At 39.3% G+C, this 14,524-nt stretch carries 19 protein-coding genes; 17 read left to right on the plus strand and 2 right to left on the minus strand.

The features are described 5' to 3' along the window. Positions 1 to 319 precede the first annotated feature (319 nt). Positions 320 to 1,393 (minus strand): phage portal protein, encoded by a 1,074-nt coding sequence (locus O1449_RS12215; RefSeq protein ID WP_269228721.1) that lies wholly within the window; start codon positions 1,391 to 1,393, stop codon positions 320 to 322. Beyond that, positions 1,390 to 3,153, minus strand: coding sequence for a terminase large subunit domain-containing protein (locus tag O1449_RS12220; RefSeq protein WP_269238470.1), 1,764 nt, complete (start codon positions 3,151 to 3,153; stop codon positions 1,390 to 1,392). Before O1449_RS12220 ends, O1449_RS12215 begins: the two co-directional genes overlap by 4 nt. 197 nt (positions 3,154 to 3,350) lie before the next feature. Between O1449_RS12220 and O1449_RS12225 the strand changes: the two genes are divergently transcribed. The 17 genes from O1449_RS12225 (at position 3,351) to O1449_RS12300 (ending at position 14,513) form a co-directional block, all read left to right on the plus strand. Beyond that, the gene (locus O1449_RS12225; RefSeq protein ID WP_269228723.1) at positions 3,351 to 4,265 is read left to right on the plus strand and encodes a GPO family capsid scaffolding protein; all 915 of its coding nucleotides are present in this window, start codon (positions 3,351 to 3,353) and stop codon (positions 4,263 to 4,265) included. A 55-nt stretch (positions 4,266 to 4,320) separates the two neighbouring features. Further along, positions 4,321 to 5,358, plus strand: coding sequence for a phage major capsid protein, P2 family (locus O1449_RS12230; RefSeq protein WP_269228724.1), 1,038 nt, complete (start codon positions 4,321 to 4,323; stop codon positions 5,356 to 5,358). Then, entirely contained in the window at positions 5,358 to 6,269 is a 912-nt protein-coding gene (gene gpM / locus O1449_RS12235) for a phage terminase small subunit (RefSeq protein WP_269228725.1), read from the plus strand. The genes O1449_RS12230 and gpM overlap by 1 nt, the downstream gene beginning before the upstream one ends. Before the next feature lie 7 nt (positions 6,270 to 6,276). After that, the gene (locus tag O1449_RS12240; RefSeq protein WP_269228726.1) at positions 6,277 to 6,687 is read left to right on the plus strand and encodes a head completion/stabilization protein; all 411 of its coding nucleotides are present in this window, start codon (positions 6,277 to 6,279) and stop codon (positions 6,685 to 6,687) included. Then, on the plus strand, positions 6,684 to 6,890 hold the full coding sequence (locus O1449_RS12245; RefSeq protein WP_269228727.1) for a tail protein X: 207 nt from the start codon (positions 6,684 to 6,686) through the stop codon (positions 6,888 to 6,890). The genes O1449_RS12240 and O1449_RS12245 overlap by 4 nt, the downstream gene beginning before the upstream one ends. Positions 6,891 to 6,904: 14 nt before the next feature. Next, positions 6,905 to 7,240: a phage holin family protein gene (locus O1449_RS12250; protein ID WP_269228728.1), complete on the plus strand. Its 336-nt coding sequence runs from the start codon at positions 6,905 to 6,907 to the stop codon at positions 7,238 to 7,240. Next, on the plus strand, positions 7,237 to 7,782 hold the full coding sequence (locus O1449_RS12255; RefSeq protein WP_269228729.1) for a glycoside hydrolase family 108 protein: 546 nt from the start codon (positions 7,237 to 7,239) through the stop codon (positions 7,780 to 7,782). Before O1449_RS12250 ends, O1449_RS12255 begins: the two co-directional genes overlap by 4 nt. 11 nt (positions 7,783 to 7,793) lie before the next feature. Continuing rightward, positions 7,794 to 8,180 carry a phage tail protein gene (locus O1449_RS12260; protein WP_269228730.1) on the plus strand — a complete coding sequence of 129 codons (387 nt, stop codon included), beginning with the start codon at positions 7,794 to 7,796 and terminating at the stop codon, positions 8,178 to 8,180. Beyond that, complete coding sequence (locus O1449_RS12265; RefSeq protein ID WP_269228731.1) at positions 8,177 to 8,614, plus strand: phage virion morphogenesis protein; 438 nt, start codon at positions 8,177 to 8,179, stop codon at positions 8,612 to 8,614. The genes O1449_RS12260 and O1449_RS12265 overlap by 4 nt, the downstream gene beginning before the upstream one ends. After that, entirely contained in the window at positions 8,614 to 8,820 is a 207-nt protein-coding gene (locus tag O1449_RS16390) for a Com family DNA-binding transcriptional regulator (RefSeq protein WP_442865259.1), read from the plus strand. The genes O1449_RS12265 and O1449_RS16390 overlap by 1 nt, the downstream gene beginning before the upstream one ends. Then, positions 8,771 to 9,607, plus strand: a complete 837-nt coding sequence (locus tag O1449_RS12270; protein WP_269228732.1) for a DNA adenine methylase — start codon at positions 8,771 to 8,773, stop codon at positions 9,605 to 9,607. The genes O1449_RS16390 and O1449_RS12270 overlap by 50 nt, the downstream gene beginning before the upstream one ends. A 92-nt stretch (positions 9,608 to 9,699) precedes the next feature. Continuing rightward, on the plus strand, positions 9,700 to 10,215 hold the full coding sequence (locus tag O1449_RS12275) for a phage baseplate assembly protein V (RefSeq protein WP_269228733.1): 516 nt from the start codon (positions 9,700 to 9,702) through the stop codon (positions 10,213 to 10,215). Beyond that, positions 10,212 to 10,577, plus strand: a complete 366-nt coding sequence (locus tag O1449_RS12280; RefSeq protein WP_269228734.1) for a GPW/gp25 family protein — start codon at positions 10,212 to 10,214, stop codon at positions 10,575 to 10,577. Before O1449_RS12275 ends, O1449_RS12280 begins: the two co-directional genes overlap by 4 nt. After that, positions 10,574 to 11,473: a baseplate assembly protein gene (locus tag O1449_RS12285; RefSeq protein ID WP_269228735.1), complete on the plus strand. Its 900-nt coding sequence runs from the start codon at positions 10,574 to 10,576 to the stop codon at positions 11,471 to 11,473. The genes O1449_RS12280 and O1449_RS12285 overlap by 4 nt, the downstream gene beginning before the upstream one ends. Next, positions 11,466 to 11,990 (plus strand): phage tail protein I, encoded by a 525-nt coding sequence (locus O1449_RS12290; protein ID WP_269228736.1) that lies wholly within the window; start codon positions 11,466 to 11,468, stop codon positions 11,988 to 11,990. Before O1449_RS12285 ends, O1449_RS12290 begins: the two co-directional genes overlap by 8 nt. Positions 11,991 to 12,008: 18 nt before the next feature. Beyond that, a complete protein-coding gene (locus O1449_RS12295) occupies positions 12,009 to 12,980 on the plus strand; it encodes a hypothetical protein (RefSeq protein WP_269228737.1) in 972 nt (323 codons plus the stop codon). Beyond that, positions 12,981 to 14,513: a phage tail-collar fiber domain-containing protein gene (locus tag O1449_RS12300; protein ID WP_269228738.1), complete on the plus strand. Its 1,533-nt coding sequence runs from the start codon at positions 12,981 to 12,983 to the stop codon at positions 14,511 to 14,513. The last annotated feature ends 11 nt before the right edge of the window (positions 14,514 to 14,524 follow it).

Below are 14,524 nucleotides of genomic sequence, written 5' to 3' on the forward strand. Positions count from 1 at the left end.
ATCTGTTTTGCTATATTTAGTGGGCAGGTGTGGCGTGGAGACAATTGCGCGCGCACAGTGACCAGACCAGTGCTTTATTTGAAAACTTCAACGCTTAAGACTTAGTGATCAGTGCTTCAGCCTAGTAGCTTGGGATTAGGGATTAGGGATTAGGGATTAGGGATTAGGGATTAGGGATTAGGGATTAGGGATTAGGGATTAGTTTCTTTTTGATATGCAATTAATACAATAAAATTAAATAGATAGGATAAATTAATGCTATAATTGGATGTCCAAACTCCATGTGTAATATAGGCAAAATACTTAAAAAAAATCCAGCTTAAGCTGGATTCTTCAGTGTATCAATCAAAGCATAATCATCAAACTTAACTACTTCAAAGCCAACTCGATCATTAATTGACTTCAGCATGTTTTGGTAATACAGGATCTCGTTGTAATAAAAAACCTTTGCTGCCTTTTCAATATCACCAAACCCACCAGCATTTTGAGGTACTACCCCAATTAATTGTGGTGGCGTTCGATGCCCTGCAAGTTGATCATCACGGCTTGCAATCTTGATATTATAAAATTCATCTTTAGCAGCAACTTCAGCAATCGGAATCACTTTTACACCATCTTTATTTCCACCAGGTGTATAGAGTAATAAATTCCTAAAATTCCCTGCTCCTTTTGAATTTTCCATTGCATATTCCAGATCGTCCACATCTTCTTGAGTCTGTAAAGCATCTGTCATATGTAGAATAAAACCAGCATGAGCACCATTTTTATAATAACGACGACGAAATAGAGTGGCAGCTTCATTCAGCAAAATTGCATTCACTGAACTTAAATAGTCTGGAACTCCATAAACTTCTTGTTGTGTGTCTGGCTCATAAATATGAATAATATCTTCGGGAGCAAATTCAAATTGCTTATTAATATACTGTGTAACTTGGAAGTAACGGTTGAGATCAAGACCTCGACGCATTGCTAAAGTAGGTCGTGCTGTAATCTTAATTATTCCGTTAAATCTATTTCGTTCTAGATGAGCATAAGTGTTTGCATAAAGTAATAAGTTCAACGCCAAAGCATTAAACTGCTGTCGACTCAATAATGGGTGTGGAATGAAAGTACTGCTTAAAATATTACGCTTAACAATCAAAGCACTGGTGTGATGACTTGTAGCTCTGAACAGTCTTGATGTTGCTTCAATATCATATGGAAGCTCATACCATTCTTGCCACTGGGGACAATGGCCGTACTGAAATAAAGTTTGACCATCTAATACAGGCTCAGGATCTCCAAAATTACCCATGATAATTTTTCTATTTGGAGGCTCTATATTGACTGGTGTTCGATCTTGAAAGAACCCAATTTTCTGGAGTGGCTGTTTAATTAAACTTGGTAGATTCATGATTGATATACCTTGATCCTTGTTTTCTTAGCTTTACTGATATTCACATCTGTGATGTCAATAATCGGTGCTTTTTCGAGTCCATTCATGATTGCCCAAGCAATGTCTCCATGACCTGTTTCGGCTGATCGAGTTGTCACAAGTGTTTTATGACCTTGCCCACTTGTAAGAGCTTTCTTAATTGATAAAAAAGATTTAGCAATTACTAATTTTCCAGCATCAAATTGCAATCGTCTTCTTTCTAGCAGTTCCTTAGCACGTAGTCCCATTCTGATTTTTAGTTCAGGGTTATAGTTAAGTCGTTTTAGACTAGGGAAGAAATTTGAGACATGTTCTGCAACAGAAATACCATTCCCTGTATTATCGATACCAATAAACACCACATTATAACGCTCGCAAATCTTCTTGATTTTTAATGCCTGTTCACTGGCTTTTAAACCTTTGAATTGATGTATTTCAAGAATACGATACGGACTTAAAGATGTTTTCGGTGGAGCAATAACTGCCAGTGCTGCATTGTCACCAGTGAACGAAGGGTCATAACCTAACCAGACTTCACCCTCATATGGCTTAGGTTGGAATGGATAAAAATCTTTCCAGACATTCCAAGAATCAACCATGTTTGTTTCAACGATTGACATCGGAAAGTATGATCCAGTGTCATCAATAAACTGGCATTCAAACAAATTCTGGAATTCATCATCAGGATATCTGCGTTTCAATGCTTCACGATTGAACCGGTCATATCCTGCATTTTCTGCATCAGTTAGCGTCACGATTTGGCGGATCTTGCCATCAGGACATACCTGAGGTCGTTTTAGTGCAGAATGACTAACATCAATTTCAACTCTATTTTTCCGATTACCATCTGTTCCAGCCCAGAATGCATAAGCATCATGCAGAATGCTCGAGGGCGTTGAAATGTATATTTCTTTATACATTTTCTGAGATGCCATCGCTCCAGCAACCTTTTGGAAAGTTGCAAACTTACGAATCCAGAAAAACTCATCAATGACAACATCACCATGACGGCCTTGTGCAGTTAGAGCATTTGTCCCCAAATAATAAATTGTCGCTTGACCTTGTGGGCCGTTAATTACAATCGGATCACCAGTTAATTCAAGCTCGATAGTTTCAAGAACAAAAGCACGGATATATTCGATAAACTGGAATGCTTGAGCTTTTGACGCTGATAAGAAAATCTTGTTTTTACCAGTTTTTAATAAGTCGATTAATGCCCATAAAGCAAAATAGAAAGTTGCACCAATCTGTCGTGACTTCAACATCATAAATATTTCAGCTTCCGATTTTTCAATCGTGTTGCCCCATTCATGCTGGAAGTCAAAGAAAATCTCTTTGAATGTATTTTCGAGGATCTCGAATTGTTCTTGTGTGATTTGGTTCTTCAGTTTCTTTTTACGTGATTTGGCATCTTTGTTACGATTTGCCAATTTCGGATTCAGATCAACTTCATTACCTTCACCCGACCGATAACGTTCAATCTTTGCAGATCGCTCAAGCATTCGCATAAGGAAGTCCATTTCCTTATAATTAGCATTGCTTTTGTTCTCTTTAAAAATTAACGTAAGAAAGCGAGCACGTAACCCAAGAGTTACATCATCGAAAATATCTGCTTTTTCCCAACCATCTCGTTGTTTCCAACTTTCAACAGTTGATCGCTTTTCGCTAATATAAGTAGAAATTTCGGAGACAGATAAGCCTTGAGCGAACAAAAGTCGCCCTTTCTGGCGTGATGTCATTGCATCAAAAAATGAGGGTGCCCCATCCGTGGGACTTAATAGTGTTTCCATAACGTTATTAAACGTTAATGCTAGTTTTCTAACTAAAGTATGAAGTCCGAATATGTTCTATTCGGACTTTTGACATTTGCAAAGCCTTTCACCAAAACATCAAACTTAAAGCCTATTCAAAGCACTCAGAATTTAATGGAGTAAAGATGACTGCTTTACCAGGCGAAGGCCGTGTTGAAAAACGTTTCAGAGTTGCAAGAGAAGGACAAACCGTTGATGGTCGCCCTTTAGAACGCCAAGAATTACTTGAAATGGCATCAACCTACAATATTGAATACTACGGTGGGCGCATCAATGTTGAGCATATTAAAGGTTGGTCTCCAGAACCTCCTTTTAATGCTTACGGTGACATCATCAGCGTGGAAGCAGTTGAAGAGAACGGATTGATGTGTTTATACAACACAATTTCAGCTCTCCCGAATCTTATTTCACTGAACAAAGCTGGTCAGAAAATTTACCCATCAATCGAGTTCTATCGAAACTTTGCTAATTCTGGCAAAGCGTATCAAGTTGGTTTAGGACTTACGGATGATCCTAACTGTCTCAATACTGAAGCAATCAAATTTTCAGCAAACAAAAATGTCGTAAAAACCTCACCAGATAAGGAAATCTTCATGAGTGAACAAAATACGCAAGATGAAAATAAAGGACTCTTGCAGCAAATTAAGGAACTGATGTCGCCTAAACCGAAACCAGTTGAAACACAAGATGATACAGTTGCTCAAGGTGTTCTTGTTGCATTAAAGGCAGTTACAGATCTTGCTAATGGGTTTGCAGAATTTAAAGTCGAAATTACGCAAAAACTAGATGGTCTTTCTACCCATACTGCGCAACCCCCAGCAACTGTTCCAAGTCCTGCTCCAGCTCCAGCTGTTCCGCCATCAACACCACCAGAACCTCAAAATTTTTCTAATCCAGCTGATGCATTTAATCAAGCATTACAACCATTACAACAACAGCTCAATACCCTGCAACAGTCGTTACAAACGCTTTCAACAACGCCAGTCAATACACCTCCTCCTGCACCAGGTAATGTTCAAGGTGGTGCTACACCTTACTAACTTTTCAGGATGAAAATTAGTAACAAACGCAATGAAATAAAAGGACTTAATTAACATGGCACGAGTTGTATTAAACGCATTAACGAAAGCAATATTCACTCAATATCAAAATGATATTGCTGGTTTAAATGGCGTTCCGAATGTTCGTGAAAATTTCACGGTTATCCCTGCTGTTGAACAACGCATCATTGCAGCTTATCAAGAAAGCGATGACTTCCTTCGTCAAATCAATATTTATCCAGTCGATAATCAAGCTGGTGAAAAAATTGGAATGGGCGTTGGTACAACCATTGCAAGCACAACCGATACTCGAACAGGACCTCGACGTCCAATTTCTGTTGGTGAAACAAAACATCTAGATTCTTATTTGTGTACGCAAACGAACTATGATGTTGCGTATAAATGGTCACTACTAAATGCATGGCGCCACCGTCCCGAATTTAAAAAGAATCTTGCTGTAATGGTCACAAATGCGATTGCTCTAGACAAGATTACTATCGGCTTTAATGGTATTTATCGAGCAGCCAATTCAGATCGTGAAGCTTTTCCACTCTTACAGGATGTAAAACGTGGTTGGTTGCAACGCATCCGTGAAGTTGCTCCTGAACAAGTTTATTCAGGTATCACGCCAGATGGGAATGGTGGTCATAAAATTACTGTCGGTCCAAATGGTGAATACAAGACATTAGATGGCTTAGTTGAAACTGCCATTCAAACGTTTATTGCACCTCAATATCGTCGACGCAAAGATTTAGTCGCGATTACTGGTAGTGGTGTTATTGCTGAGAAATACTTACCTCTTCTCGATCGCACACAAGATCCTACAGAACAAATTGCTGCACGTACAATTTACGCAAATCAAATTTTGGGTACCTTGCAACCAGTTTTACCACCGCAATTTCCTGAAAATACCATCTTTATCACAACATTAAAGAATTTATCTATTTACCTCCAATCAGGAACATTGGTGCGTAGCATTGTTGTAGAACCAGCTTGGGATCGTGATGTCGACTATCAATCGATTAATGAAGATTATGTCGTTGAAGATTACGACCTCTGCGTATTGTTAGAAAATATTGAGGTACAAGCCTAATGGGTCGTGATATTGGTTTGAATATGCGCCAACACCGTGAAAAACAATTGGTGTTGAAAGCTCAGCGAGAACGTGAAGCTCAACGTCCTTCACATCTTTTTAAAAAATCTCAACAGCAAATTGCCGTGGATCTCGCTTCAGGTTCTGATCAAACTGTTGAATCACTTGTTCAGCAGAATACGGATGGCTCTGTTTCAATTATTGAACAGAATATTGAACTTCGATTGCAAAGCTATTTAGATCAACTTAGCAATATTCGTGCTGTTGATAAAAAAGTGGAATTCAAGAAGCTGTGGCTTCCTGAATTTCAGGGTTTTATTGATGCTTCACTGGCTCAATCACCAGCCGAGCAAAATACTGCATTGATGTATTTAATGGCATGGGCTATTGATACTGACAATTTCAAACTAGCACTTCAAATTGGTCAGCATGGAATTTTGAATGGCATGGTTATGCCTGAAAAATTCAAACGCACCGTCGCTGAAGTACTTGCAGAAAATGTCGCTGAAGCTTGCATTAAAGATGTAGAGCTTGGCGTAGAAAATGCATCAGTTCTAGAATCCATTACTGAGCTGGTTCGTGGTGAAGATATTGTAAATGAAGCACATGCCAAAATTTACAAAGCATTTGGTCTAGCCATTTCAGAATCTCGACCAGCCGAAGCTTTAGAAGCATTTAAAAATGCATTACGTTTGCATGACAAATCAGGTGTTAAGAAAAATATCGAACAACTGGAGCGTCTACTTAAACGTAATACAACCGAGTCGTCCCACGACAAACCGAGCGACTCACAGGACGTAACAACAACTTCGGTTGATGCGACGACTCCTGTGTCCACCGCTCCCAATGTTATGGATACGCATTCAACAGATGGTTCATCATCTGATAGCTCACCAACTTCAAGCGAATAGGTGAACTATGCTGCTCAATAATTCATTGTCTGAAACCGTAGTTCAAAACCCACGTGAAGGCTATCCAAGCATTAGTGTGACTGAACTACTCAGCGAAGTACGTCTAGATGCATCAAAAGGCAATGAATTATTAGCTTCAAACATCGAAGCTGCAATGGACACGGTCAATAACCAATTAATCGGTAAACATTACCTCGTTGCACCTTTAACTGTAGACCAAACACGATTTTATAAACGTGCTGTTTGTAATGAAGCTGCTGCTGTGATCGCTGAAGATAATAAAGACTTTGATACAAGTTCTACAGGTCAAATACGTGGCGAAAATGGTCTGGATAAGGTAACGAGTCTTCGTCGCAATGTGAATTATGCGATTGCTGATTTGACAAATCGCAAACGTAACCGAGTGAGATTGCTATGACACGGATCGTCAAAGCAATGCAGAACGACACACTTGATACTGTTGCATATCGTGAATATGGCGATAAATCTGCACTCTATTTACCTGAAATCATGGAACTCAATCCACGTTTACACCATGTAATTTTAGCAACCCATCAACAAGTCTTATTGCCCGACTATATCAAGGCAGCAACGAACGAAACCCTAAAACTTTGGGACTAGATAAAGGAATATCTATGCCGTGGAAAAACCAAACATTTTTTGAGTGGTTGTATACCATTCTCATGAGTTACTGGTGGATCTTTGCCAGCTTTATTTTGACTGTACTTATCGCAGTTTTTCGTACAGCAAAAAAATATGGAAAGGTCGATTGGCTGGAAGCCATTATTTGTGGACTTCTGACGATTGCGATTTCAAGCAGTTTATCCTGGATAAATTTGCCCAATGAAGTTGGCATTTTTTTAGGCGGTGTCATCGGATTTAAAGGCACAAAATGGGTCGATCAGAAGTTTTCTGAAAAATATGATCAGACTTTTGGATCAAATTATCAAAATGACAAGGATGAGTCATGAATATAGATAAGCTTCTCGCAGATTTGATTGATCGTGAAGGTGGTTATGTCAATAATCCAGCAGATCGTGGTGGTGCTACAAAATACGGTATTACAGAATCAGTCGCTCGTTCATTCGGCTATAAAGGATCTATGCAAGATTTACCACGTACTCTTGCTGAACAGATCTATAAAAAAATTTATTGGCTCAATCCACGATTTGATCAAATCAATAATATTTCACCAGAAGTGGCTGAAGAATTGTTAGATACAGGTGTAAATTGTGGCGTTGGCTTTGCAAAGCCATTGTTACAACGTGCGCTCAATCTTTTAAATAATCAAGGTAAAGGCGGATGGGCTGATTTGACCATTGATGGAATTTATGGTGAAGCGACTCTGGCTGCATTACGCACCTACTTAAATAAACGTGGTACAGAAGGTACAGCTACGATCTGCAAAGTTCTGAATATTTTGCAAGGTAACCGCTACATTGAAATCTGTGAACGCAATCCATCCCAAGAACAATTCTTTTTCGGTTGGATTGCCAATCGTGTAGTCATTTAAGGATATGACGCATGAAAAAACTAGCCGAGCTAAAAAGTTATATTACAGACAAACAGCCTATTTTGACTGACGATAAAATACATATTTTTATTATCAACGGCAGCTATGTTGGTGGCTATTTAAACTATACAGCTCGGCTATTATTTCTTGATTGTCGTATAGATCCAATTCTCATACTTGCCTTAATTAAAAACTGGCTCAGAGAAAACAATCGACACCTTGATACAACCCAAATAAATGAAATTGAACTAAGTTTCAGCAGCGAAGTTATTGATACAAACACATTCGATCTTGAAATTGACTTTCCGCAAAGAGAGAAATTAAACGTAACACCAGAAACATATTCAATATGCCCAACACCTGTTTGGGATGATCAGCATGGATTTGTGGAAAAATGAATTTTTCAGCCTTAAACCATTGGTTAGATAGTCTTGCATTATCCCTCAGCTCAACAGAAATGCGAATGCTGATGCGAGTCATAGCACAAGGCTTACGAACACGTATGCGTGACCGTATAAAACAACAACAAAATCCAGATGGTACAAAATTCATTCCTCGTAAACGTGATCAGATCGGGAATATCCGCAGAACTGGAGCTATGTTCCAGCGAATCAATGCATATATAAAAACAGATTATTCAAAAGATCATGCAGCAGTTGGTTTTGCACACCGTACTGCCAAGATTGCACGAATCCACCAGTACGCACTCACTCGACGACCATCACCGATTGCAAAACCTGTAGCTTACGCAAAACGAGAACTTGTTGGTTTCAGTGATGATGACGTGAGCTGGATCAAAACCACTATCCTTGATTTTATGAGTAAAAAATAATGCGAGATTTTAGATGCACATGCGGAAGACTACTCGCACAAGTTGAAGATAAACCTATAACAATTATTATTAAATGCCCTCGATGTAAGGTGCTAAATCACTGGAACGCCTCGAGCGTCAGGTCAGACAGCCAAGAGCTGCAAACGGAGACAGTAAATGTCAGCAGCAAAGGTAAACAACCAGAACGAAAGCAATGTCACTTATAACCCATCTGGACGCTCATTCAGTGGCTGGCTTGGCGGTAAATCACAATTGGCTCGTACCATTATCGAACTTATGCCCGAACATCGATATTATTGCGAAGTTTTCGCTGGAGCAGCGTGGGTATTATTTAAGAAGACACCGAGTTACGGTGAAACTATTAATGATATTAATGGCGATCTAATCAACTTATACCGTGTTTTCAAATATCATCCCGATGCTTTGGTGAAAGAATTTGAAACGCAATTGATTTGTCGAGATGAGTTTTTACGTGCAAGATCTGAAGAATCGAAATCACTGACTGACATTCAACGAGCAGCTCGCTTTTATTATTTATTGCGAACCTGTTATGGTGCACGTATTCATAACCCAAGTTTTAGCTCCCATACGATCAGACCAGGTAATCTAAAACTTGGAGAAGATCTTCGAGAGTTTTTACAAACGATTCATCAGCGTTTGCAACGAGTTACGATCGAAAATCTATCATATGATCATTTGATCTTACAAAAAGATCATAAAGACATGCTGTTTTATTTAGATCCACCCTATTATCAGTGTGAAAAATATTATGGTAATGACATTTTCAGTCGTGATGATTTCATCAAACTTCGTGACATTTTAAAGAACATTGAAGGAAAATTTATTCTCAGCTTGAATGATGTACCTCAGGTCAGAGAAATTTTTGCAGACTTTTATTTCATTGAAAAGAAAATCCGCTGGTCTGTAAATGCGACTTCAACAAATGAGCAATTGGGTAATGAACTGATCATTACCAACTTTGCACCTAAGTAGTCCGAATACGTTCTATTCGGACTTTGGACATTAGAAATATTTTTTCAAAAAGCCCATGATCATTTTCATGGGTTTTTTTTTGATTTTTGAATATGTCAGATTCCGAAAATGCACGTTTGCTAAACAATGTAGCGAGTACAGGGACTGTTCTCGAAGTTGATGCTGCAAATAAAAAAATGCGTTTAGAGATAGGCGAAAATCAAACGGACTGGGTGAAAATTCCTGCGCTTGCTTGGGGTGCTCTGAAAATTTGGAGATGCCCATCTAAGGGCGAGCAGTTTGCCATTATTTCCGAGTCAGGAAATTTAGGAAATGCAGTTCCCATTATTGCAATTCCAACTGATTACGATGGCATATCTGGTACTGAAGATGAAATTATTGTGGACTTCCCTGCTGGTTCACTTTTGATTGATCAACAGACTGGGGAAGCAACATTCAAACTAAAAAAACTCACTTTCGATGTTGAAGAAGTTGAATTTACAGGCAAGGTACGTGCTCAGGATGAGATTAGCTCTGACAAGGATGTCAAAGCTGGCAGTATCAGTTTGAAAAATCACAAAACATCGGGAATTCGTAGTGGTAACGAAGTTAGTGGAGTACCACAATGATAGGGATGTCACGCACGACAGGGCGCAGCATCGATGATGCTACGCCCTACCTTTTACACATCAGACAATCAATTCAAGACATTTTGACCACACTCGTCGGCACAAGGATTTGCAGACGAAATTACGGCTCAATCGTTCCAGACTTAATTGATCAGCCCTGTAATGAAGCAACAAAGGTTCGTTTGTTTAGTGCAACGGCTACAGCTTTGATTCGATTTGAACCAAGAGTAAAAATTTCTAAAATTCAAATTATAAAGTTTGAAGATGTGGGTATTTGGGAACTCGAACTCGTCGGCACAACAACATTTAATCAGCGTGTCATTAACTATGTTGATCGCTTTGAATTGAGAGCAGCTGCATGAGCAATATTACTCGCGTCGATTTATCAAATTTGCCATACCCGAATGTATTGCAAGCTTTGGATTTTGAAGCCGAACTTGCGTTATGCAAAGCTGACTTTTTAGAACGTTATCCAGCAATGGCTGAAACGATCAATCTTGAAAGTGAACCAGTGGTGAAGCTGCTTGAAACGTTCGCATATCGTATTTTACTGAAAACACATGAAATTAATTCAAAAGCAAAAGCACTTACACTTGCTTATGCGGTTGGTTCTGATTTGGATCATTTGGCTGCTAATCGCGATGTCTATCGTCTACTTATACAGCCAGCAAATTCAAATGTTGTACCTCCCACCGAAGCTATTTATGAATCAGATGATGCGCTTCGTCGTCGTGTGCAATTAGCACCAGAACGAGCTGCTGCTGGATCAACAGGCGCATATCAATACTGGGCCCTTTCTGCGGATGGTGATGTAAGAGATATCAGCTTAATTACAAACAATGCTGGTCAAGTCGAAGTTTGGGTACAAAGTCATTCATCTGTAATTGCACCGCAAGCCTTGTTAAATCAAGTTGATGCTGCATTAGATCCAGAAACAAAACGACCAGCAACAGATGAAGTTTTAGTAAAAGCATCTGAGCCATTCGACTTCAGTATCAATGCGACACTCGTTTTATTTTCGGGTCCAGACTCTGCTGTTGTACTAGCTGAGTCAAATAAGCAGCTCAATAAATATCTAGAGCAAGTCAGCTATAACGGCTTCGATGTGACACGCAGCGGAATTTATGGGGCACTACATCAAGCTGGTGTTCAACGAGTAATTTTAGACTCCCCTCTTCAGGATATTGTCATTCCAAATAGCCGTTATGGGCGTTGTGTAAGTCGAAATATCCAAGCAGCGGAGTTTAGAGATGTCTAGCTTACTGCCACCGAATTCGACCAAGCTTGAAAAAAGCCTTGAATACAGTTCTGCTCGAGTTGAAACATTAGCTGTTCCATTTATTGAGCTAAATCGCTTCAGCGATTGCCCAGAATCACATTTGCCGTGGCTTGCATGGGAACACAGAGTCGAGTATTGGCAGCCAAACTGGACAGAACAACAAAAGCGAAAAGCCATTCAAGATGCAAAGATTTTTAATGCGCAGCGTGGCACAAGAGCATCGTTAAAAGCATTAATCAATACTGTCATTTCTGATTATGAAATTGTTGCTTGGCATCAACAAACACCAAAAGGACAGCCATATACATTCGTCATTAATGTTTCTGAAACCACGATCATAAGTATCGATCAACTTGCCCAGCTCCATACAGCAGTCGACTCAACTAAGTCGCAGCGCGATCTTTATGGTGTCAATGCAAATGTAAAAACAACAGGCAATTTCATCATCGCTGGTGCAGTTATAACTGGCGAACAAGTTTTATTAACAAGTCAATAATTAATAAGGAATATTAATATGACAGCAATGCAATCTCTAATTGATCAATTTGCAAATACTGAAGAAAAAATTGTTCAAATTGGATCATTTCAACCGCACACACTTGTGTGTGTACATCACAATCCAACGGATCTCGTTCTAAGCAATGAACATGATCATACGATCGCATCTGCAACAGTTGTATTACTCAATGATGGGCTTGAGCGAAGTGGTCTGAAGTTCAAACCAAATATTAGTAATATTTCACAAGAACATAATTCATTAAAATTGATTCTTGCTTCAACGATTAATCAAAGTATTTCTATTGAATACTCAAATTACCCAGCGAAGTTGGTGAATCTTGAAGCCAATAAACCAGTGATCATGAATATTGGTTCGATTTTTGGTATTCCAATGCTTGAGAGTACTACTAATTTTTTTGATTTAGCCGTTGATGGTAATCAACCAAGTAACGGCTGGACACTGACAAATGCAACGCTCAACGATGGCGTACTCACTTACACAGGCGGTTTGATTGAACAGCCAAACCAAACCCCTGTTGAATCCATTCCATCACTATTTGTATCTCGTACATTAAATATCGGTGAAACAGTTTCGATCGACATTAATCTGGCTTTAGTTGGTTTAACTCGACTTATGCTTTGTGCTGACTATGGTCAACGAGTCGGAAGTTGGAGTGACGATAGTGCAACTATTTTTCATTTTCAAAATAATGATAGCGTTATTTTATTTAGTGGTCGCTCATTAGGTGCTCAAACTAGTATCACAACTTTAGGTACAGGCTATACAGCTTCAATCACCAAAGTTTCTGCATCTGTCGTCAATTTAAGCATTATCAAAGAAGGTCAAATCGTATTAACACAAGATGCTGATTTTTCTAGTTATGGTTATGAAGGTCAATTTTCGCGGATTTGGCTTGAAATTGCCTTTGCTGATACAACGACCCAATTCAATGCTCAATTAGATGTTAAAGCACAAGGTATGCAATAAATGGCAGCCGTATATTATGTAACACCTACAGATTACGGCTTATCGCTCATCGCTGAAGCCCATGCGACTGAAAGCATTACGCTTTCAGGTTTCGTCATGGGCGATGCCAATGGCTCACCTTATGACCCTATTTCAAACAAAAGCCGAACAGCTCTAATTAACCAGCGAGCAGCAGTAGCTATTCAAAGTGTTCAAAGAGTCGGTACTAAAGTTGAAGTACGTGTGCTTGTTGGCAATAACGTTGGTGGTTTTAATGTTCATGAAATTGGTTTAACTGACTCAACAGGCAAGCTTGTCTATATTGGAAATTATCATGGTGGTTATAAACCACAATTAGCTGAAGGAGCAGCTGGTGAGATTCAGTACATTATTGTTATTCAACCAGACCAGGGCAGCCAAGTTTTAGTTCAAGCAATAAATCCAGTATCGGCTAGTCAGAGCTGGGTACTTGAGCAAATCACACTACATACCTCAGCAGCAGATCCACATCCGCAATATGCAACTGATATCGTGCTTGATGAATCTATAAATTATTTATTGGGTTTACTCTTACAGCATGCAACTGCTGCCAACCCACATCCTCAATACCTTTTAGCATCAACTTTTGGCGTAGACCTCCCCATGTCAGCCAGTGCAAACACGGCTATTGATGATAAAAATTGTGTTTTTGGTTGGAATGGTGAATCAGGCGCCAACTCGATGTTTAACAAAAGCATACGTTGGTGGAACGTGCATGACGAAACGGCAACCTTTAAACCCTTTAGAGCTTATGGATATTTCCTCCTAGCAATTTATTGTCAACCTGAGGGTGATGGTTATTTAGAGTTACGCATCTTCGATAAAAATGACGTAATGATCGCTGAGACTTTGATTTGGGAACGTCATGACACTAGTTTCGCTGAATATGTAAAACACATTTTTTATTTGCGTAAAGGAGACTATGCACAAGTCCGCATTCACGGTAAACCGTGGAATGATAGTTATGCCGAATATCGTGGTTCAGTTTATGTTGATGATCGTGTGAAAACCTTTAGCCCTGTCGGATATCAGTCTTCTGTTAATGCAGCCAATTCATCAGAGAATGGTTCTGTCTCAACAGAAACACCAATTGATTATTCTACTTTCCCAGCTTCTGAGTGGTCATACTTAAATGGTGACACCGCGCTTTATATCGCACTCAACTCGGATACAACCTTTGCTACACCTGAAAATCACGTCCCACATTACCATCGTGCTTTGTTTGCTGATCATCCTAACACTGAGCTTTGGATTGCGATTGAAGTCGGTAAACAGACGATTGAAACGCCAAGTGATTATGTGGTTTCAACGTCTTCAGTCGTGCGAGGTGATATTGATGCGACAGGCAATATCGTTACTCAAATTCCTTTCTCGATGCGAACCATCGAAGCAGCGAGTAACGAAACCATTATTTATCAAGTCGCTTACTATTTATCGGCAGTAACCAAAACGCATGGCTCTCCGTTTCCCGCTGGAAGCATCGATGGCATACACAAAATTTATGTTAAGCGATAATTTTTAACTGT

Origin of the sequence: Acinetobacter sp. TR3 (genome assembly GCF_027105055.1) — a bacterium.
Lineage (GTDB): Bacteria > Pseudomonadota > Gammaproteobacteria > Pseudomonadales > Moraxellaceae > Acinetobacter.